21 protein-coding genes are annotated in these 19800 nt (G+C 70.8%); 11 read left to right on the forward strand and 10 right to left on the reverse strand.

Features of this window, described 5'->3' with window-relative positions:
* The first annotated feature begins 135 nt into the window (after window positions 1-135).
* Window positions 136-792 carry a snapalysin gene (gene snpA / locus ACFYYJ_RS36160; RefSeq protein WP_385128486.1) on the forward strand — a complete coding sequence of 219 codons (657 nt, stop codon included), beginning with the start codon at window positions 136-138 and terminating at the stop codon, window positions 790-792.
* Between the two features lie 28 nt (window positions 793-820).
* Here the strand turns inward: snpA and ACFYYJ_RS36165 are convergent, their stop codons facing one another.
* The 5 genes from ACFYYJ_RS36165 to ACFYYJ_RS36185 all read right to left on the reverse strand — a co-directional run bounded on the left by ACFYYJ_RS36165 (window position 821) and on the right by ACFYYJ_RS36185 (window position 4939).
* Window positions 821-1021, reverse strand: coding sequence for a hypothetical protein (locus ACFYYJ_RS36165; RefSeq protein WP_385366024.1), 201 nt, complete (start codon window positions 1019-1021; stop codon window positions 821-823).
* 36 nt (window positions 1022-1057) lie between these two features.
* Window positions 1058-1642, reverse strand: coding sequence for a dihydrofolate reductase family protein (locus tag ACFYYJ_RS36170; RefSeq protein ID WP_385128488.1), 585 nt, complete (start codon window positions 1640-1642; stop codon window positions 1058-1060).
* A gap of 89 nt (window positions 1643-1731) precedes the next feature.
* On the reverse strand, window positions 1732-2325 hold the full coding sequence (locus ACFYYJ_RS36175) for a GNAT family N-acetyltransferase (RefSeq protein WP_385128489.1): 594 nt from the start codon (window positions 2323-2325) through the stop codon (window positions 1732-1734).
* Between the two features lie 128 nt (window positions 2326-2453).
* Window positions 2454-3509, reverse strand: a complete 1056-nt coding sequence (locus ACFYYJ_RS36180) for a family 2 encapsulin nanocompartment cargo protein polyprenyl transferase (protein ID WP_389138560.1) — start codon at window positions 3507-3509, stop codon at window positions 2454-2456.
* A 23-nt stretch (window positions 3510-3532) separates the two neighbouring features.
* Complete coding sequence (locus ACFYYJ_RS36185) at window positions 3533-4939, reverse strand: family 2B encapsulin nanocompartment shell protein (RefSeq protein WP_385128490.1); 1407 nt, start codon at window positions 4937-4939, stop codon at window positions 3533-3535.
* A gap of 216 nt (window positions 4940-5155) precedes the next feature.
* Here ACFYYJ_RS36185 and ACFYYJ_RS36190 point away from each other — a divergent pair, with 216 nt between their 5' ends.
* From ACFYYJ_RS36190 to ACFYYJ_RS36205, 4 genes are all read left to right on the forward strand, one after another.
* Window positions 5156-5611: an RrF2 family transcriptional regulator gene (locus ACFYYJ_RS36190; RefSeq protein ID WP_385366021.1), complete on the forward strand. Its 456-nt coding sequence runs from the start codon at window positions 5156-5158 to the stop codon at window positions 5609-5611.
* A gap of 181 nt (window positions 5612-5792) precedes the next feature.
* Window positions 5793-6992, forward strand: coding sequence for a globin domain-containing protein (locus ACFYYJ_RS36195; RefSeq protein ID WP_385128492.1), 1200 nt, complete (start codon window positions 5793-5795; stop codon window positions 6990-6992).
* A 106-nt stretch (window positions 6993-7098) separates the two neighbouring features.
* Window positions 7099-7689, forward strand: coding sequence for an N-acetylmuramoyl-L-alanine amidase (locus ACFYYJ_RS36200; RefSeq protein ID WP_385128493.1), 591 nt, complete (start codon window positions 7099-7101; stop codon window positions 7687-7689).
* 30 nt (window positions 7690-7719) lie between these two features.
* Window positions 7720-8613, forward strand: a complete 894-nt coding sequence (locus tag ACFYYJ_RS36205; RefSeq protein WP_389138568.1) for a 1-aminocyclopropane-1-carboxylate deaminase/D-cysteine desulfhydrase — start codon at window positions 7720-7722, stop codon at window positions 8611-8613.
* Window positions 8614-8906: 293 nt separating this feature from the next.
* On the opposite strand, the gene ACFYYJ_RS36210 is transcribed toward ACFYYJ_RS36205, so the two are convergent.
* Both ACFYYJ_RS36210 and ACFYYJ_RS36215 read right to left on the reverse strand, forming a co-directional pair.
* Entirely contained in the window at window positions 8907-10484 is a 1578-nt protein-coding gene (locus tag ACFYYJ_RS36210) for a Na+/H+ antiporter (protein ID WP_385365924.1), read from the reverse strand.
* A 13-nt stretch (window positions 10485-10497) separates the two neighbouring features.
* Window positions 10498-11754: an RNA-guided endonuclease InsQ/TnpB family protein gene (locus tag ACFYYJ_RS36215; RefSeq protein ID WP_385365929.1), complete on the reverse strand. Its 1257-nt coding sequence runs from the start codon at window positions 11752-11754 to the stop codon at window positions 10498-10500.
* Between the two features lie 152 nt (window positions 11755-11906).
* Between ACFYYJ_RS36215 and ACFYYJ_RS36220 the strand changes: the two genes are divergently transcribed.
* The 3 genes from ACFYYJ_RS36220 (at window position 11907) to ACFYYJ_RS36230 (ending at window position 13847) form a co-directional block, all read left to right on the forward strand.
* Complete coding sequence (locus ACFYYJ_RS36220; protein ID WP_389138573.1) at window positions 11907-12167, forward strand: UBP-type zinc finger domain-containing protein; 261 nt, start codon at window positions 11907-11909, stop codon at window positions 12165-12167.
* 211 nt (window positions 12168-12378) lie between these two features.
* Complete coding sequence (locus ACFYYJ_RS36225) at window positions 12379-12792, forward strand: anti-sigma regulatory factor (protein WP_365165629.1); 414 nt, start codon at window positions 12379-12381, stop codon at window positions 12790-12792.
* Window positions 12789-13847 carry an RNA polymerase sigma factor SigF gene (locus tag ACFYYJ_RS36230; RefSeq protein ID WP_389138576.1) on the forward strand — a complete coding sequence of 353 codons (1059 nt, stop codon included), beginning with the start codon at window positions 12789-12791 and terminating at the stop codon, window positions 13845-13847. The genes ACFYYJ_RS36225 and ACFYYJ_RS36230 overlap by 4 nt, the downstream gene beginning before the upstream one ends.
* Before the next feature lie 38 nt (window positions 13848-13885).
* Here the strand turns inward: ACFYYJ_RS36230 and ACFYYJ_RS36235 are convergent, their stop codons facing one another.
* Window positions 13886-14347, reverse strand: coding sequence for a hypothetical protein (locus ACFYYJ_RS36235; RefSeq protein WP_385365926.1), 462 nt, complete (start codon window positions 14345-14347; stop codon window positions 13886-13888).
* An 84-nt stretch (window positions 14348-14431) separates the two neighbouring features.
* Between ACFYYJ_RS36235 and ACFYYJ_RS36240 the strand changes: the two genes are divergently transcribed.
* On the forward strand, window positions 14432-15397 hold the full coding sequence (locus ACFYYJ_RS36240) for a diacylglycerol/lipid kinase family protein (RefSeq protein ID WP_384584542.1): 966 nt from the start codon (window positions 14432-14434) through the stop codon (window positions 15395-15397).
* Between the two features lie 322 nt (window positions 15398-15719).
* Window positions 15720-15977, forward strand: coding sequence for a WhiB family transcriptional regulator (locus ACFYYJ_RS36245; RefSeq protein WP_003953983.1), 258 nt, complete (start codon window positions 15720-15722; stop codon window positions 15975-15977).
* Window positions 15978-16136: 159 nt separating this feature from the next.
* On the opposite strand, the gene ACFYYJ_RS36250 is transcribed toward ACFYYJ_RS36245, so the two are convergent.
* On the reverse strand, window positions 16137-17606 hold the full coding sequence (locus ACFYYJ_RS36250; protein ID WP_385128530.1) for a sensor histidine kinase: 1470 nt from the start codon (window positions 17604-17606) through the stop codon (window positions 16137-16139).
* A gap of 360 nt (window positions 17607-17966) precedes the next feature.
* On the reverse strand, window positions 17967-18560 hold the full coding sequence (locus tag ACFYYJ_RS36255; protein ID WP_385365927.1) for a TetR/AcrR family transcriptional regulator: 594 nt from the start codon (window positions 18558-18560) through the stop codon (window positions 17967-17969).
* An 84-nt stretch (window positions 18561-18644) separates the two neighbouring features.
* Here ACFYYJ_RS36255 and ACFYYJ_RS36260 point away from each other — a divergent pair, with 84 nt between their 5' ends.
* On the forward strand, window positions 18645-19406 hold the full coding sequence (locus ACFYYJ_RS36260; RefSeq protein WP_385365928.1) for an SDR family oxidoreductase: 762 nt from the start codon (window positions 18645-18647) through the stop codon (window positions 19404-19406).
* Window positions 19407-19800: the final 394 nt, after the last annotated feature.

Genomic DNA, 19800 nt, shown 5'->3' on the forward strand with positions numbered 1-19800 from the left:
GTCGGCCTTCCGAAACCTCCCCGATAGGGCCGTGTTATCGGCGGCTGACATCATCCGCCGCCCGCTTCCGCTCCCGCAGACTCCGGTACCGAACGACCACCCCCCACCGCACCGGACGAGTAGGAGCTCCCCCACATGCGCCACTCCCGTAAGGCCGCGCTGGCCGGAACCATCGGCCTCGGTCTCGCCGCCGCCCTCGGCGGAATCGCGCCCACCGCCAGCGCCGCGCCCGCCGCCGGCAACGCCTCGACGTACGCCGCGTACGCGGGCTCCACGGAGAACGAGGCCGCCAACCGCGCCTTCTTCGAGGCCGTGCAGCGTTCGGTCGCCGAGCAGCGTGCCGCGAACCCCGGCGTGCTCGCCGTGACCGTCACGTACAACACCCGCAGCGCGCCGAGCTTCCGTACCCAGATAGCCCGTTCCACCCAGATTTGGAACAGCTCGGTGTCCAACGTCAAGTTGCAGGAGGTGTCCTCGGGCGGGAACTTCTCGTACCGCGAGGGCAATGACTCACGCGGCTCCTACGCGAGCACGGACGGGCACGGCCGCGGCTACATCTTCCTGGACTACCGACAGAACCAGCAGTACAACTCCACCCGGGTGACCGCGCACGAGACCGGTCACGTGCTCGGCCTGCCGGACCACTACTCGGGTCCGTGCAGCGAGCTGATGTCGGGTGGCGGCCCGGGCACCTCCTGCCAGAACGCCACCCCGAACAGCGCCGAGCGGTCGCGAGTGAACCAGCTGTGGGCCAACGGCCTGGTCGCCTCCGGCCTGGGGTCGAAGGGCTGACCCGCTGACCCGCTAGCCCGCTAGCCCGCTAGCCCGCCGCGGCGGCGTACTCCGGGCACTCCGGGTTCCGACAGGGGCCCGGAGTCCAGTACGGGATGAAGATCCCCAGTGACTTGCGCCGTCTCAGCACCGTATCCACGGGGCTCCCGCACGTCGGGCACGTCTGCTGCTCGTGCCCGGCGTGCGGGGCGATCGTCTCGTGCGGGCGCCACTGCTGTTCACCGGCCATACCTCTACGGTAGGCCGGTTTTCCGCTTTCGCCCGGTCAGCGCTTGACGGCGTACGAGGTGACGACCTGGCCACCGCCGAGGGCGGTGCAGCCGGTGAGCTCCAGCGGACGCACCCCGAATCCGGCGCGGGACATCGGCATACCGGTCCCCACGAACACCGGGTACGTCTTGACGACGTACTCGTCGATCTCGTCCACCAGCTGCGCCGCGAGGTCGGCGCCGCCGCAGAGCCAGATGTCCAGGCCGTCCTGCGCCTTGAGCTCGCGGACCTTGGCGACGAGGTCCCCGCTGATCAGCCGCACCCGCGGATCCGGCGCCTCCACGAGGGAGCGCGAGACGACGTACTGCTCGCGCATGTGGCCGTAGGGGCTGGCCATGCCGATCTTGAGTCCCGGCTCGTACGTGTTGCGCCCCATGATCACCGCGTCGAAGCGCTTGGGCGCGGCGTCCGCGATCCCCATCTGCTCGCGCCCGGCGGCGGAGATGGTCTCCGGGTACTCGGCCTTGAGGTGGTCGATGAACTCGGGGTCCAGGAAGGCGTAGATGAAATCGGCATCGCCGTCCGGGGCCCCGATGAAGCCGTCGACGGTGGTGGCGATGAAGTACGTGAGCTTGCGCAAGCGATTCTCTTCCGTTCGACAGTGCCACCGCATCGGGGCACGTCGAGTAAAGTACTTCGCATGCAGTGGTTAGGCAAGCCCTTACGCGACTAGGGCTGCGGCTTGCGCCACATCGGCCACATCAGCGGCCCGTCCGGCAGCCGCACCGCCTCGCCCGTGAACTCCCACCCGAGCCGCTCGTAGAGCGCCTTGCTGCGCTCGCTGCTCGCCTCCAGGTACGCCGGCACGCCCTCGCGGTCGCAGCGCTCCAGCACCGGGCGCATCAGCGCGGAGCCCAGCCCCTCGCCCTGCCGGCCCGGGGCGACGGCGATCATCAGCAGGTACTCGTGTTCCTCCGCCGTGGGGTGCACCGCACCCGTCAGCCGGCCGACCAGCTCGCAGCGCTCGTTGTCCGGGTCGGCGACGGCGCGCATCTTCGCCGGGATCTCGTCCTCGCCCTCCGGCTCCCCCGCCGGGATCCGCAGCCACAGCGCGGCCGCCGAGCCGTCCGCGGCGTAGTCGATGCGGCCCTCGGCGAGCGCCACGTCCACGAAGACCCCGAGGAACTTTCCGTGCACCGCGGCCATGTGCGTGGGGTCCGGGAAGACCCAACTGCTCACGGGGTCGGTGCGGAAGGCCTCGTCGAGCAGCCGCGCCACCGCGTCCCGGTCCGACTGATCCGCCTGACGTATCTCCAGTGCCACTGGGCACACCCTTCGCTCAAGTCCCAACGTCCTTGAGGGATCCTAGAGTTGGCCCCGACATGCGGAAAGGCCTGTTCCGGCACCGTACGGTGCCGGAACAGGCCTTCCCCGTCGCGCCTACCGCGTGCTCACCTCGTGCGGCGCGTGACGAACTCCGCCAGCGCCAGCAGCCCGCCCGCCGCCCCGAGGTCCGCGACGGCCCGGGACAGCTGCTGCACCGCCCGGCCCATCCGGTCCGCGGCGTGGGCCTGCGCCCAGTCGCGCCCGCCGGCCCGCTCCACCGCGTCGGCGGCCCTGCGTACGTCGTCCCCGGTCATGGCACCCGCGTACAGGGCGGCCAGCTCCTCGCCCGCCGAGGTGCCCGAGTTGAGGGCGGCGACGACCGGGAGGGACTTCTTGCGGGCGATCAGATCCGCCCCGGCCGGCTTGCCGGTGTGTCCCGGATCCCCCCAGATGCCGATCAGGTCGTCGATCAGTTGGAAGGCCAGCCCGGCCTCCCGGCCGAAGGCGTCCATCGCCTCGACCTCCTCCGGCCCGGCCCCGGCGTACAGCGCGCCCAGCGCGCAGGCGCAGCCGAGCAGCGCCCCGGTCTTGGCGGTGGCCATGGCGAGGCACTCGTCGAGCGAGACGTGCGGGCGCTGTTCGAAGGCGCAGTCCGCCTGCTGGCCCCCGCACAGCTCGATGACGCAGGCCGTGAGCCGGGCCGCGGCCTCCGCCGAGGCCGGGTGCGAGTCCTCGGCGAGCAGCCGCAGCGCGAGCGCCATCATGGCGTCGCCCGTGATGATCGCGTCCGGAATCCCGAAGACGGTCCAGGCCGTGGACCGGCCGCGCCGCTGGACGTCCCGGTCGATGACGTCGTCGTGCAGCAGCGTGAAGTTGTGCGCCAGCTCCACGGCGACCGCCGCCGCCCGTGCCGCGTCCTCCACCTCCCCGCCCGGCCCCCGCAGGGCCTGGGCGGCGGCCAGGACCAGGGCCGGCCGGATGGCCTTCCCCGTGCCGCCCGCGGCGGGCGTGCCGTCCGCGTGCTCCCAGCCGAAGTGGTACATCGCGACCCGCCTCATCGAACCGGGCAGGCTCTCGACCGCCCGGCGCAGCTGCGGGTTGACCGTTTCCCTCGTCCGCTCCAGCAGGGCGGCGGCCTCCTGGCCCTCGCCCGCGGTCAGGGCGGCGCCCCTGGCGTCCACGGCGCTCCCCGTGCTCGGCGCGCTCAGCGCCAGCGGCCGATCTCGACGTTCTCCAGTACGCCGATCGCGTCCGGCACCAGCACCGCGGCGGAGAAGTAGGCGGTGACCAGGTACGAGATGATCGCCTGGTCGCTGATCCCCATGAAGCGGACCGACAGGCTCGGCTCGATCTCGTCGGGGATGCCGGGCTGGTGCAGGCCGATCACGCCCTGCTCCTCCTCGCCGGTGCGCATGCAGAGGATGGAGGTGGTGCGGGCGTCGCTGATCGGGATCTTGCTGCTCGGGAAGATCGGCACCCCGCGCCAGGCCGGCACGCGATGGCCGTCGACGTCCACCGATTCCGGGTAGAGCCCGCGCTTGTTGCACTCGCGGCCGAAGGCGGCGATCGCCTTGGGGTGTGCGAGGAACATCTTGGAGCCGCGCCGCATGCTGAGCAGCTGGTCCATGTCGTCCGGGCTGGGCGCGCCGTCGTGGGGCTGGATGCGCTGGTCGTAGTCGGCATTGTGGAGCAGGCCGAAGTCGGTGTTGTTGAGCATCTCGTGCTCCTGGCGCTCGCGCAGCGCCTCGACCGTGAGCCGCAACTGCTGCTCGGTCTGGTTCATCGGCTGGTTGTAGAGGTCGGCGACGCGCGTGTGCACCCGCAGGACCGTCTGGGCGATGGAGAGTTCGTACTCGCGCGGGTGGGCCTCGTAGTCGACGAAGGTCCCGGGGAGCACGGCCTCGCCCTGGTGGCCGGCGGAGAGGTCGATCGCGGCCTCGCCGTACTTGTTGGTGCGCTGCTCGGGCAGGGTCCGTACGCTCTCCACGTGCGCCCGCAGGGAGTCGACGCGGTCGGCGAGCAGTTGGAAGTCCTGGCGGGACAGGACCAGGGCGGTGCCGGAGGTGGCGGCGCGGGCGGTGTACTCCCAAATCGATTCTTCGTCGACGAGCGAGTCCTCGCCGAAGAAGGCGCCGTCCGCGACGGTCCGCAGGACGGCGTCGTCACCGTAGGGGCCGGGGCCGACGTGGTCGATGCGGCCGTGGGCGAGGAGGAACACCTGGTCCGAGGGGCTGCCGAAGGAGGTCAGCTCCTGGCCGGGCTCGAAGTCGATCTGGCGGCAGCGCTGGGCGAGTTCGGTGAGGACCGCCTCGTCGTCGTAGTCGCGCAGGAGGGGGAGTTCGCCGAGCTCGGCGGGGATGACCTGGACCTGGCTACCGGTCTTGACGAACTCGACGATGCCGTTGCCGACGGAGTAGCTGAGCCGGCGGTTGACGCGGTAGGTGCCGCCCTGCACCGAGACCCACGGGAGCATCTTCAGGAGCCACCGCGAGGTGATTTCCTGCATCTGCGGCGCGGACTTGGTCGTGGTTGCCAAGTTCCGTGCGGCCGATGTCCCGAGACTGCGCTGCGGCGTCTGGGTCTCGGATTCGGAACCTGCCTGGACCGACATGAATTTCCCCTTCGATCACTCCATGGATCTGCGGGTGCAGCCTTTCAGCACGTAGCGCGATGAGACCATTACACAAAAGGGTGGGACTACTCCGTACGGGTGCTGGGCACTCTTTGACGTCGCCCCCCCTCTCCCACCCGCCTCCCCCGCCCCTCGGACCCCACCATTTTCGGCCATTAATTTGCATCGAGGATGCAAGTTTTCTACGGTCGACCCATGAGGCTGACCCGATTCACCGACCTGGCGCTGCGCGTCCTGATGCGCCTGGCCGTCGCGGAGACGGACCTGCCGACCACGCGCGACGTCGCGGCGACCATGCGGGTCCCGTACACGCACACCGCCAAAGTGGTCGCCAGGCTGCAGCATCTCGGCCTGGTCGAGGCCCGCCGCGGCCGCGGCGGCGGGCTCACCCTGACCACCGCCGGGCGGGCCGCCTCGGTGGGCGGGGTGGTCCGTGAACTGGAGGGACCGGGCGACGTCGTGGACTGCGACGGCACCGTCCCCTGCCCGCTGCGCTCCGCCTGCATCCTGCGCGGCGCGCTGCGCCGGGCGCAGGAGGCCTTCTTCGCCGAGTTGGACCCGTTGACGGTGAACGACCTGGTCGCGACCCCGACGGGGCCACTGCTGCTGGGCATTTCGGGCGGCCCTCCGACAGGGGCCGAAAGTCCCTGACGATCCGGGCCGGATGGCCGATTTCCGCCCACCTTCGGCCCGCCTAGGCTCAGCCTGACGGCAAGCTCGAACGGAGGTCCGCACCGCGGCGGACCTTTTTTCGGCCTCAAAATACGCATCTCAGATGCCAATTAACTGACCCATCCGCACCGCCGCACCACCCACACGCGAGGAGTCCCGCATGCTTTCCGAGAAGTCGACGGCGACCGTACGAGCCACCCTGCCCACCGTCGGAGCCGCCATCGGCGAGATCACGGGGCTCTTCTACGCGAAGCTGTTCGCGGCCCACCCGGAGCTGATCCGCGACCTCTTCAACCGGGGCAACCAGAACGCCGGCCTCCAGAAGCAGGCCCTCGCCGGCTCCATCGCGGCCTTCGCCACGCACCTCGTCGAGCACCCCGACACGCGCCCCGACGTGATGCTGGGCCGCATCGCACACAAGCACGCCTCGCTCGGCGTCACCCGTGAGCAGTACCCGATCGTCCACCGGTACCTGTTCGAGGCCATCGTCGAGGTGCTCGGCGAGGCCGTCACCCCCGAGGTCGCGGCCGCCTGGGACGAGGTCTACTGGCTGATGGCGAACGCCCTCATCGCCATCGAGGAGCGCCTGTACGCCGAGCAGCAGGTGCTGGCCGGCGACGTCTGGCGCGAGTGGACGGTGACCGACCGCGTCGAGGAGACCGCGGACTGCGCCACCTTCCGGCTCGCCCCGGCGGACGGCGCCCCCGCTCCCGCGCATCTGCCCGGCCAGTACGTCTCCGTCCAGGTCGAACTCCCCGACGGCGCCCGCCAGATCCGCCAGTACAGCCTCTCCACCTCCCCCGGCTCCCCGGTGCGCGCGATCACCGTCAAGCGCGTGCACGGCCCGGCCGCCGCGGGCCCCGACGGCGAGGTCTCGGGACACCTGCACGCCCACGTCCGGGCCGGCGACACCCTGCGCGTCTCGGCGCCGTACGGCGACTTGACGCTCCGCGACTCCGATGCTCCGGTCCTGCTCGCCTCCGCGGGCATCGGCTGCACCCCGATGCTCTCGATGCTGGAGCACCTGGCCGACACCGCGCACCCCGCCCCGGTCACCGTGCTGCACGCCGACCGCTCCCCCGCCGACCACCCGCTGCGCGGCGACCACCAGGCCCTGACCCACAAGCTCGCGGACGCCGCCGCCCACTTCTGGTACGAGGAGTCGGCCGAGCCCGGGCACCGCACCGGCCTGATGGACCTCGGCCCCGTCCCCGTCGCCCCCGGCACCAAGGCCTACCTCTGCGGCCCGCTCCCCTTCATGCGGGCGGTGCGCGAGCAGCTGCTCGCCAAGGGCGTGGCGGCCGCTGACATCCACTACGAGGTGTTCGGCCCCGACCTGTGGCTGGCCTCCACCCGATAAGTGGCCGAATCCCGCCCTAGCGGCGGAAGGGCCGCCTCCGCTAAACCGTAGCGTGACCATCCGGACACACAGGGTGTCCGACTGCACCGCAACGAAGGAGGCGGCCATGGCCGCACCCATGTCCGCGGACCGGTTCATCAACGCACTGAGGAACGAGGGGCTGACCGTCGTCGAGGTCGGCGCCTGGCGCACCCACAACCGCAACCACAAGGGCCCCTGGGGCCCGGTGAACGGTGTGATGATCCACCACACCGTCACCCACGGCACCGCCTACACCGTCCGGCTCTGCCGCGAGGGCGACGAGGACCTCCCCGGCCCCCTCTGCCACGGCGTGATCACCAAGGACGGTCGCGTCCACCTGGTCGGCTACGGCCGCGCCAACCACGCGGGCGCCGGGGACTCCGACGTCCTGGCGGCCGTCATCGCGGAGAAGCGCCTCCCGCCCGACAACGAGGCGGACACCGACGGGAACCGCCACTTCTACGGCTTCGAATGCGAGAACCTCGGCGACGGCAAGGACCCGTGGCCGGCGGTCCAACTGGACGCCATCGCCCGCGCGGCGGCGGCGATCTGCCGGGTCCACGGCTGGACGTCCCGCTCGGTCATCGGCCACCTGGAATGGCAACCGGGCAAGATCGACCCGAAGGGCTTCACGATGGCCTCCATGCGCGACCGCATCGCGGAACGCCTGAAGTGACCCGGGGCGGGGGCGCCGCACAATGGACGGGTGGACCACCCCGAACTGCGCCCCCGCCCGCCCTCGCCGCTACAGGAGGTCCGCGACGACAGGTTCGAGCGGCACGGCGTCCGGCTCCTGCTCAAGCGGGACGACCTGGTCCATCCCGAGCTTCCCGGGAACAAGTGGCGCAAGCTCGCGCCGAACCTGCGGGCCGCCCTGGAGGCGGGGCACGGGACCCTGGCCACCTTCGGCGGGGCGTACTCGAACCACCTGCGGGCCACCGCCGCCGCCGGCCGGCTGCTCGGGGTGCGGACCGTGGGGATCGTACGCGGGGACGAGCTGGCCGGGCGCCCGCTCAACGAGTCGCTGGCCCGGTGCGCGGCCGACGGGATGCGGCTGCACTTCGCGACCCGGTCGGAGTACCGGCTCAAGGCCGAGCCGGAGGTGTCGGCGCGGCTGGTGGCCGAGGCCGGGGCGTCGGGCGCGTACGTGGTCCCGGAGGGCGGCAGCAACGCCCTCGCCCTCCACGGCTGCGCCGAGCTGGGCCGCGAACTGCGCGGTGCGGCCGATGTGGTCGCCGTGGCCTGCGGAACCGGTGGAACCCTGGCCGGCCTGGCCGCCGGACTGGACCCCGAACAGCGGGCACTGGGCGTGCCGGTGCTGGCGGGCGGCTTCCTGGGCGCGGAGATACGTTCCCTCCAGGCGGCGGCGTTCGGGGGTCCGGCCGGGGACTGGAGCCTGGCCGAGGGCCACGACCACGGCGGGTACGCCCGCGTCCCCTCCGCCCTGGAGTCCTTCGCCGCGGACTTCGAACACCGGCACGGGCTCCCGGTGGAACGGATCTACGTGGCGAAACTCCTCTGGGCCCTGACGACCCTCACGAACTCCGCCGCCTTCCCTCCCGGAAGCACGGTCGCCGCCATCATCACGGGCCGCCCGTAGCCCTGCCGGGTGCGGCGCCCTTCCGGGGGTGCGGTTCGGGAGCGCGTCGGCGGGCCGGGGCCCGACCGGCAAATCCAGCCCCGCCGGCGTTTGAGGCGCGGGGCCCGGGGCGGAGCCCCGATCCTTGAGCCGCACGGGCAGACGGCAGCAGCCGAAACCAGCCCCGCCGGCGTTTGAGGCGCGGGGTCCGGGGCGGAGCCCCGGCAACGGCGCCGCACGGACAGACGGGCAGCGCCCGGGCAGCGGCGCCCGCACAGGCGGACGGCAGCAGCCAAGGCCAGGGGGCCAGGGTGTCAGCCCTGTTCCCGGTAGGCCGCCGCTTCCTCCAGGTCCAGGCGGCGCAACAGCGCCCTCAGCATCTCGTCGTCGATCCGCCGCAGGTCCCGCAACTGCACGAACACCTCCCGCTCGGCCTCGATCATCTCGCCCGCGAGCCGCCGGTAGATGTCGTCCGCCGACTCCCCGGTCACCGGGTTGACCTCCCCCAGCCGCTCCCACACCGCGTTGCGCCGCCGCTCCAGCACCGTCCGCAGCCGGTCCGCCAGCGGTGGCGGCAGGGTGTTGTTCTCCGGCTGTTCCAAGAGCTCCGCCAGGCGGTCCTCCGCCGCCCGCGAGGCCTCGCTCTGCGCCTGCGCCTCGGCCAGGGTCTCCGCCTGTACGTCCTTCGGCGGCAGCTTCAGCAGCCTGATCAGCGGCGGGAGGGTGAGGCCCTGGACGACCAGGGTGCCGATGACCGTCGTGAAGGTCAGGAAGAGGATCAGGTTCCGGTGCGGGACGGTGACCGGAATGGAGAACGCGATGGCCAGCGAGACCACCCCGCGCATCCCGGCCCAGCCCACGATCACCGGCGCCTTCCAGTCGGTGTCGGGCTCCCGGTCGCGGATCCGTTCCGAGAGCCTCGGCAGGAAGGTCGCCGGGAAGACCCAGACGAAGCGGGCCACCACCACCGCGAGGAACACCGCGACCGCGTACCAGGCCGCGCTCAGGCCCTCGTACTCCGTCAGCCCCTTGAGGACCACCGGCAGTTGGAGACCGATCAGCGCGAAGACCACCGACTCCAGCACGAAGGCGATCACCTTCCACACCGCCTCCTCCTGGAGCCGGGTCGCGAAGTCGACCTGCCAGTTGCGGTGTCCGAGGTACAGCGCGACGACGACCACCGCGAGCACCCCCGACGCGTGCACCCGCTCGGCCGCCGCGTACGCCACGAAGGGGATCAGCAGCGACAGGGTGTTCTGGAGCAGCGGCTCCTTCAGCCGGGTGCGCAGGTGGTGGATGGGCACCATGAGCAGCAGGCCGACCCCGACCCCGCCCACCGAGGCCACCAGGAACTCCGCGATCCCGCCCGCCCAACCGGCGCTCGTGCCGATCACCGCGGCCACGGCGACGTTGTACGCGGTGATGGCGGTGGCGTCGTTGACCAGGGACTCGCCCTGGAGGATGGTCGTGATCCGGTTCGGCAGGCCGAGCTTGCGCGCGATCGCGGTGGCGGCGACCGCGTCGGGCGGCGCGATGACCGCGCCGAGCACCAGCGCGACCGGCAGGGTGAGCGCCGGCATCACCAGGTACGCCGCGTAGCCGACGGCGAGCGTCGCGAAGAGCACGTAGCCGACCGAGAGCAGCGCGACGGGCCGGATGTTCGCCCGCAGGTCCAGGTACGAGCTGTCGACCGCGGCGGTGTACAGCAGCGGCGGGAGCAGCAGCGGCAGCACGATGTGCGGGTCGAGGGCGTACGAGGGCACACCGGGGACGTACGCGGCCACCAGCCCCACCGCGACCAGCAGCAGCGGCGCGGGCACCGGCGTGCGGCGGGCCGCCCCGGCTACGGCGGCGCTGCCCGCGATCAGCGCCACCAGCGGCAATACCTCCATCGAAGATCCATCCTCATTCGTCGGCCGCCGCGCGTACGCTGGCCATCTTGGCTTCGTCTTCTCTCGGACGAGAGGAGAGCCCCACCCTCGTGGGTGGGATTTCCTGGTTCAGCACGGCCCGCCCCGTCCGGGAAGGCTCCCGTTGAGGTCTTACACCCGCTCCGCAGGCAGACACCGCCAGCCCGGCGGCCAGAAGATTCTCCGCTGCGTTCACGTCCCGATCATGGAACGCCCCGCAGTTCCCACATGTCCACTCCCGGATGCTCAAGGGCATCGCATCAGCCAGAGCACCACAGGCCGAGCAGAGCTTCGAACTGGGAAACCACCGGTCCACGGTGATCAGCTCACGCCCGTACCACGCGGTCTTGTACTCCAGCATCGACCGCATCTCGTTCCAGGCGGCATCGGAGATGGCACGTGACAGCTTGCGATTCTTGACCAAAGTGCGGACGGTCAAGTCCTCGATCACGAGCGTTTGGTTTTCGCGCACGAGTCGAGTGGTCAGCTTGTGCAGGAAGTCCCTGCGCCTGTCGGCGATCCTCGCGTGGACCTTGGCCACGCGCGTCCGGCCTTTGGCCCAATTCGCCGACCCCTTCTCCTTGCGGGACAACTCCCGCTGGGCCCGGGACAGCCGGACCCGATCCTTCCGCTCATGCTTCGGGTTGGTGACCTTCTCCCCGGTGGACAGCGTCACCAGGGCGGTCAAGCCCGCGTCGACGCCGACGGACGTCGCCACGGCCGGCATCGGCGCAGGTCGGTCCTCGCAGAGCAGGGACACGAACCAGCGCCCCGCCGCATCCCTCGACACGGTGATCGTCGTCGGCTCGACACCATCCGGCAACGGCCTCGACCACACGACGTCCAGCGGCTCGACGAGTTTCGCGAGCACGACCCGGCCGTCCTTGAAACGGAACGCGGAACGGGTGTACTGGGCACTCGCGCGCGCCTTCCGCTTGGACTTGTACCTCGGATACTTCGAGCGCTTGCCCCAGAAAGCGGCGAACGCCGTCTGAAGATGCCTCAGAGCCTGCTGCAAGGGAACCGATGACACCTCCGACAGGTAGGCCAGCTCCTCGGTCTGCTTCCACTGGGTGAGCAGGGACGAGGTCTGCGCGTAGTTCACGCGTTCCTGACGAGTCCACGCCTCCGTGCGCGCCGCCAGTGCCAGGTTGTAGACCTTGCGCACGCATCCGAACGTGCGCGTCAGCTCACGCGCCTGCTCGTCGGTCGGGTAGAAGCGGTACTTGAACGCCCGCTTCACAGGAGTGATCCCCACGCCTCACACGGTAGGGACGTAATCTGTGAGCAGACAAGCTCCGGTCAAAGCGTGACGCAACGACACTCCGATGCTCCGCAGCTCCGGCCCATGAACGCGTTTCGCCCCCGAAACTGGTGGCCGGGGGCGCGGACAAGGAGAATGCGATGAGCGAGTGCACCCACGTTGCCGAACTGCCGCGCCCCGAGCCCATCCCCTCTGCCCAGACCTGCCCGGAATGTCTGGCGCTCGGAAGCCACCCCGTCCAGCTGCGGATGTGCCTGGCGTGCGGGCAGGTGGCCTGTTGCGATTCCTCGCCCCACCGGCACGCGACGGCGCACCACCAGCTGACCGGCCATCCGGTGATGCGGAGCTTCGAGCCGGGCGAGACCTGGCGGTGGTGTTTTGTCGACGGTTCGATCGTCTGATGCGGGGTAGGTCAACCCTCCGCCGGTTCCCCTGATTTGGACCCCGCAGACCCCTAGCCACTGTGCGTACCCATGGGCTTACCATCAGTCACTGGGCAGCGGCACGGTCGGCCGGGGTGTTCCAGCGGGGCCACAGGGGTGCCGCGACACGATCGCCCGGATCGCGATAGCGTCACCGGCGAACAGAGCTCGTACCACCTTGGAGGTGAGGGTGTCCCAGATCGCAGGCGAGCCCGGGACCCAGGACTTCGTGGAAGTCCGGCTGCCCGCTGCGGGTGCCTACCTGTCGGTGCTGCGAACGGCCACGGCCGGCCTCGCGGCACGTTTGGACTTCACCCTCGACGAGATCGAGGACCTCCGCATCGCGGTGGACGAGGCCTGCGCGATCCTGCTCCAGCAGGCCGTGCCGGGCTCCGTCCTCAGCTGCGTCTTCCGCCTCATCGGGGATTCGCTGGAGGTGACCGTGTCCGCGCCGACCACCGACGGTCGCGCGCCGGAGCGCGACACGTTCGCGTGGACGGTCCTGTCGGCGCTGGCCGGCAAGGTCGAGGCCACGGTCGAGGAGAACCGGACGGTGAGCATCAGTCTCTACAAACAGCGCGGCGCGGGACCAGGCCCGGCGTGAGCGGCGGGGAGATCCCGGTGCGGGGCGGGGATCGGCCCCGGGTACGGCACGAGGTCGACGGCGGCATCCCTGAACAGCAGCACGCCCGGCCGCACCCGGCTGAAGCGGATGCGGAAGACGGCTTTTTGGACTCGGCGGAGCGACGGGCGGGCCCTATGAGCGAGAACCAGCACGATCAAGTACAGCCACCGGAGGCCGCTGCCAAGCCTCCGGAGCCCTTCCCCGGCGCCCCGGAGGGCGCCGGGGCGCCGGCGCCGCCGGCCCCACCGGGACCCCCGGTTTCGCAGGCGCTGCCGGACCCGCGCGACCGCAGCGGTGCGCGGGCCCTCTTCATCGAGCTGCGGGCGCTGCCCGACGGCTCGCCGGAGAAGGCGGAGCTGCGCAACCGCCTGGTGCGGATGCACCTGCCGCTGGTGGAGCACCTCGCGCGGCGGTTCCGCAACCGCGGTGAGCCGCTGGACGACCTGACGCAGGTCGCGACGATCGGCCTGATCAAGTCGGTGGACCGGTTCGACCCGGACCGCGGGGTCGAGTTCTCCACGTACGCCACGCCCACGGTGGTCGGCGAGATCAAGCGCCACTTCCGGGACAAGGGCTGGGCGGTACGGGTTCCCCGGCGCCTCCAGGAGCTGAGGCTCTCGCTGACGACGGCGACCGCGGAACTGTCCCAGCAGCACGGCCGCTCCCCCACCGTGCACGAGCTGGCCGAGCGGCTGGGGATCTCCGAGGAGGAGGTGCTGGAGGGGCTGGAATCGGCCAACGCCTACAGCACGCTCTCGCTGGACGTCCCGGACACCGACGACGAGTCGCCGGCGGTCGCGGACACCCTGGGCGCGGAGGACGAGGCCCTGGAGGGCGTCGAATACCGCGAGTCGCTCAAGCCACTGCTGGAGGGACTGCCTCCCCGGGAGAAGCGGATCCTGCTTCTCAGGTTCTTCGGGAACATGACCCAGTCGCAGATCGCGCAGGAGGTAGGCATCTCCCAGATGCACGTCTCGCGCCTGCTGGCCCGCACCCTGGCCCAGCTCCGCGACAAGCTCCTCGTCGAGGAGTAGAGGAGCGGACGGAGCGGACGAAGCAGGACGTACGAGGGTTATCGGGCCTGTTCGCCGGGCCCGATGCCGAGGGCTTCGGTCGCCGTGGGGTTCACCAGGAGCACCATGACGGCCACCGCCGCCAGGGCCAGCGCCACGGCGGCGGCGATCATCGCGCCGCCCGTGCTGTACAGGGTGTAGGCCACCGGCAGCGCCATCAGCTGGGTGATCAGTGCCGGGCCGCGGCTCCAGCGGCGGCCCAGGCGCAGGCCGCGCGCGCCGATCAGCGGCAGGGCGGCCAGGACGAGGAGGGTGATCCCGCCGGTCTCGGCCTGCTGCGGGGAATCGGGGTGCCCCGCGATGCCCACGAAGAGCATGTAGACGCCGAGTCCGGCCAGCGCCAGCCCCTCCAGGGCGGTGAGCGCGGCGGCGGCGGTCAGCCGCCGGGGCAGCGCGGAGGCGGGTGCGGATGCGGCGGCGGGTGCGGCGGCGGGGGCCTTCTCGGGCTGCTTCTTACTCACCCCAGCAGGGTAGCCGCGCGGCCCGGACCCCCGAGGGGACGGGCAGTAGGGTCGGCATATGCGGGGGTGGGTAGGCTGGCGCTCATGCGTGCACTTCTCGTGGCCAACCCAGCAGCGACGACCACCAGTGCGCGCACGCGCGACGTCCTGACCCACGCCCTCGCCAGCGAGATGAAGCTGGAGGCGGTGACCACCGAGTACCGGGGGCACGCCCGGGACCTGGGGCGCAAGGCCGCGCACGAGGGGCTCGACCTCGTCGTGGCGCTGGGCGGCGACGGCACGGTCAACGAGGTGGTCAACGGGCTGCTGCACGACGGGCCCGATCCGGACAACCTGCCCCGGCTGGCGGTGGTCCCCGGCGGGTCGACCAATGTGTTCGCGCGCGCACTCGGTCTGCCGAACGACGCGGTCGAGGCGACCGGCGCACTGCTGGACGCGTTGCGGGAGCAGCGCGAGCGGACGATCGGTCTGGGTCTGGCGGCCGGCGCCCCCGGTACGGAGGACGAGTCGGTCCCGTCGCGCTGGTTCACGTTCTGCGCCGGCTTCGGTTTCGACGCGGGAGTGGTCGGCCGGGTCGAGCAGCAGCGGGAGCGGGGCAAGCGTTCGACGCATGCGCTCTACGTACGACAGCTGATGCGCCAGTTCTGGGAGGAACCCAATCGGCGGCACGGCACGGTCACGCTGGAGCGTCCCGGAGCCGATCCTGTGACCGATCTGGTGCTGTCGATAGTGTGCAACACCTCACCGTGGACATATCTGGGGAATCGTCCGCTTTACGCCTCCCCGGAGGCGTCGTTCGATACTGCGCTTGACGTATTGGCACTGGACCGTTTGTCAACTCCGGCGGTCGCTCGGTACGCGACGCAGCTCCTGACCTCGACTCCTGAGCGGGGTCCACACGGCAAGCACGCGGTGTCTCTGCACGATCTGACCGACTTCACCTTGCATTCGAAGGTTCCGCTCCCGTTCCAGATGGACGGCGATCACCTCGGCTTGCGCACCAGCGTTCGGTTCGCAGGCGTTCGGCGAGCACTGCGTGTGATTGTGTGAGTAGAAGGGCCCAAAGTCCTTTCACTCGAACGTTTACACGCCGGTCCACCCTCACGATGTAGGGCTGTGACCTAGTAGACACCGACGAATCAAAAAAAACTTTCCGGAAGGGGTTGTATCCCCGTCCGAGGTTTGCGAATCTCTTCATGGCGATCGGGACAGCCCGCAGAACCCGGCACCCACACAGAGCGCCAGAACCCCTCCACGAATCTCTGACTGATCACCCGGGAAACCAGGCGGTCGACCTTCCCTCACGGGGGGATTCGTGAAAGCGTTCACATTCACAAGCAACCTGCCCGCAATACAAGGAGATGGAGCAGCCATGGACTGGCGTCACAACGCCGTTTGTCGTGAGGAAGACCCGGAACTCTTCTTCCCCATCGGCAACACCGGTCCTGCGCTGCTGCAGATCGAGGAAGCCAAGGCCGTCTGCCGCCGTTGCCCCGTCATGGAGCAGTGCCTGCAGTGGGCGCTCGAGTCCGGTCAGGACTCCGGCGTCTGGGGCGGTCTCAGCGAGGACGAGCGCCGCGCGATGAAGCGCCGCGCCGCTCGCAACCGGGCGCGCAACGCCAGCGCCTGACAACGACTTTCGAGCCTCGACGTGCAGCGCGTAGTACCCGAATAAGCGCTTGGCAACGTGCTCTTGGACCCCGGACCGATCACCATTCGGTCCGGGGTTCAGTGCTGTCCGGGGTGCCGTCCGTAGCGCGCGGCGTCACGTTGAGTGACGGTACGGCTGCTACTTCTGCGGGCTGGAGGGGATGTCGAGGACGACCTTCGTGCCGTGCGGCTCCGCCGGCACCATGTCGAAGGTGCCGCCCAGCTCGCCCTCCACGAGGGTCCGTACGATCTGCAGCCCGAGGTTCCCGGCCCGCTGGGGGTCGAATCCCTCGGGCAGGCCCCGGCCGTCGTCGATGACCGTGATGAGCAGCCGGCCGTCCGCCCGGCCGGTGCCGGAGCGGACCGCCGAGACCTCCACCGTGCCCCGTTCGGCGGGGGCGAAGGCGTGCTCCAGGGCGTTCTGGAGGATCTCGGTCAACACCATCGACAGCGGAGTGGCGACCTCCGCGTCCAGGATCCCGAAGCGGCCGGTGCGCCGGCAGTCGACCTTGCCCGGGGAGATCTCCGAGACCATCGCGATCACCCGGTCGGCGATCTCGTCGAACTCGACGCGCTCGTCCAGGTTCTGGGACAGCGTCTCGTGCACGATCGCGATCGAACCGACGCGGCGCACGGCCTCGTTGAGCGCCTCGCGACCCTGCGGGGAATCCATCCGGCGGGACTGGAGACGCAGCAGCGCGGCCACGGTCTGGAGGTTGTTCTTCACCCGGTGGTGGATCTCCCGGATGGTCGCGTCCTTGGTGATCAATTCGCGTTCGCGACGGCGCAGTTCCGTGACGTCACGGCAGAGCACCAGGGAACCGATGCGGGTCCCCTTGGGCTTGAGCGGGATCGCGCGGAGCTGGATGACCCCGCCGTTGCCCTCGACCTCGGTCTCCCGAGGCGCCCAACCGCTGGCGAGCTTGACGATCGCCTCGTCCACCGGGCCCCGGGTGGGGGCCAGTTCGGCGGTGGTGTTGCCCAGGTGCTGGCCGACGAGGTCGGAGGCGAGGCCGAGCCGGTGGTACGCCGAAAGGGCGTTCGGGGAGGCGTAGGTGACCACGCCGTCGGCGTCGAGCCGGATCAGGCCGTCGCCGACGCGCGGCGAGGCGTCCATGTCGACCTGCTGGCCGGGGAAGGGGAAGGAGCCCGCCGCGATCATCTGGGCCAGGTCCGAGGCGGACTGGAGGTAGGTCAGCTCCAGCCGGCTCGGTGTACGCACAGTGAGCAGGTTGGTATTGCGCGCGATCACTCCGAGTACCCGGCCTTCGCGGCGGACGGGGATCGACTCGACGCGGACGGGCACCTCCTCGCGCCACTCCGGGTCGCCCTCGCGCACGATGCGGCCCTCGTCGAGGGCGGCGTCGAGCAGCGGGCGGCGGCCGCGCGGCACCAGGTGGCCGACCATGTCGTCCTGGTACGAGGTGGGGCCGGTGTTCGGGCGCATCTGCGCGACCGAGACGTACCGACTGCCGTCGAGCGTGGGCACCCACAGCACGAGGTCGGCGAAGGAGAGGTCGGAGAGCAGCTGCCACTCGGAGACCAGCAGGTGGAGCCACTCCAGGTCGGTTTCACCGAGAGCGGTGTGCTGGCGTACGAGGTCGTTCATGGAGGGCACGTGGCGAGCGTACCCCGGGTACGCCGCATGACTTTCCCCACGACGGTACTCAGGAGTATCCAGAATGCCCGGGGGCCGCGTACTGTTGGAGGAAGTGACGGTATTCATCCCCCCGTCATTGGATGGACAGAACAGAATGGTCTAGTCCACAATTGCTTCAAGCTTCCGCCCTCCCCGCACAGGAGGACGGATCGAGGTAAGCCGCGTGATCTGCCCTGACCGCGCAGGCACCTCTCCACGGCCGCGGGAACCGCACACCCGCCGGCCGTAAGTACTCCGGGCTACGGTGCCGGACGGGTTGAGGGTCCCGTCGGGCACCGTGGCCCAGAGGAACGAACCACCGGCCGTCGACTACTCCGGCCAGGCGAGCAGCGCCCGCGCCGCCACCGCCTCCAGTTCCTCCCGGCTCGCCCCGTCGCGCGACTGCTGGGACATCCCCTGAAGCACGGCTCCGGCGTACCGGGCCAGCGCCCGCGCGTCCGTGTCCGCGGGTAGCGCGCCCGTGGCCATGTCGGCCCGGATCCGGCGCTCGAAGAGTTCCAGGTTGGCGTTGCGCCGTTCGCGCAGGGCCTCGGCGACCTCGTCCGAGGTGGTGTTGACGGCGGCGCTGATCACCATGCAGCCGGGCGGGTGGGCCGGGTCGGTGTAGACCTCGGCGGCCTCGCGCAGGATGCGGCCGACCGCCGCGCGGGCGGTGGGCTCCTCGGCCAGGGCGACGCTCGCGAAGTCCGCGTACCGCCGGCCGTAGACCACCACGACCTCGTCGAAGAGCTTGCGCTTGTCCCCGAACGCCGCGTAGAGGCTGGGCGCGCCGATGCCGAGCGAGGCGGTCAGGTCGGAGATCGAGGTCGCCTCGTAGCCGCGTTCCCAGAAGGCGAGCATGGCCTTGTCGAGGGCGGCGTCACGGTCGAAGGAGCGGGGCCTGCCGCGCTGTCCTGTCACCATGCGCCGATTCTATAGCGGTCGTTAGGGAATCTGATACGGTCCTTTCTGTAGCGACCGCTAGCGAATTGCGAAGGGGGGCGCGTCATGGGCGTGCTCAAGGGGAAGACGGCGCTGGTCACGGGCGGCAGCCGGGGTATCGGACGGGCCGTGGCGGAGCGGCTGGCGCGGGACGGGGCGCTGGTCGCGGTGCACTACGGGCGCGACGGGGCGGCAGCGGCGGAGACGGTGGCCGCGATCGAGGCGGCCGGCGGGTCGGCCTTCGCGATCCGGGCGGAGCTCGGCGTCCCGGGGGACGCGCGGGCGCTGTGGGCGGCGTACGAGGCCCATCCCGCGCACACGGAGGGCGTGGACATCCTGGTCAACAACGCGGGGGCGGCGGCCTTCGCGGGCATCGAGGAGATCGACGAGGAGACGTACGACCGGACGCTGGCCCTGAACGCCAAGGCGCCGCTGTTCGTGATCAAGTACGGGCTGGCGCGGCTGCGGGACGGCGGCCGGATCGTGAACGTGACCGGCACCCCGGACCTGGCCCTGCCGGCGATCCTGGCGACGATCACGGCCAAGGCGGCGACGAACGCGCTGACGCGCTCGCTCGCGGCGGAGCTCGCGCCGCGCGGGATCACCGTGAACTCGGTAGGCCCGGGCATCACGGAGACCGACCTGAACGCGGGCCTCCTCGCGGACGCGGGGACCCGGGCCCACCTGGCGTCCCGGTCCGTCTTCCACCGCATCGGCGAGGCGGAGGAGGTCGCGGACGTGGTGGCCTTCCTGTCCTCCCCGGACTCCCGCTGGATCACGGGCCAACACCTGAACGCCACGGGCGGCCTCCAGCTGGCCCTGGTCTAACCCCGGCCCCCTCCGCCTCGAGCGCCGGCGGGGCTGGTTCCGGGGCCGCATGCCGGGCACGCCTCAAAGACCCGGGGCTCCGCCCCGGACCCCGCTCCTCAAACGCCGGAGGGGCTGGGTTTTCGCCCGGCGGGGCTGGGATTTCAGCCGGCGTGCCGGAACGGTCCGACAGTCGAAGGCCTACGTCGGCCAAATCCAGCCTCGCCGGCGATTGAGGTGCGGGTCTGGGCGGAGCCCAGGGGCCGCGCGGCGGCACCTCCAGCCTCGCCGGGCCCCAGCGACAACGAGGCACCGGTGGGGCACGACCGGGAGGCCGGATGGAGTCGGGCGGATCACCATGGGACTTGGGCGGAGCCCGGCGGGGAAGGGCTCGGTTCTGGTAGATTGGTCTATA

It is taken from the genome of Streptomyces sp. NPDC002467, assembly GCF_042889825.1.
In the GTDB taxonomy this organism is placed as follows: Bacteria; Actinomycetota; Actinomycetes; order Streptomycetales; family Streptomycetaceae; genus Streptomyces.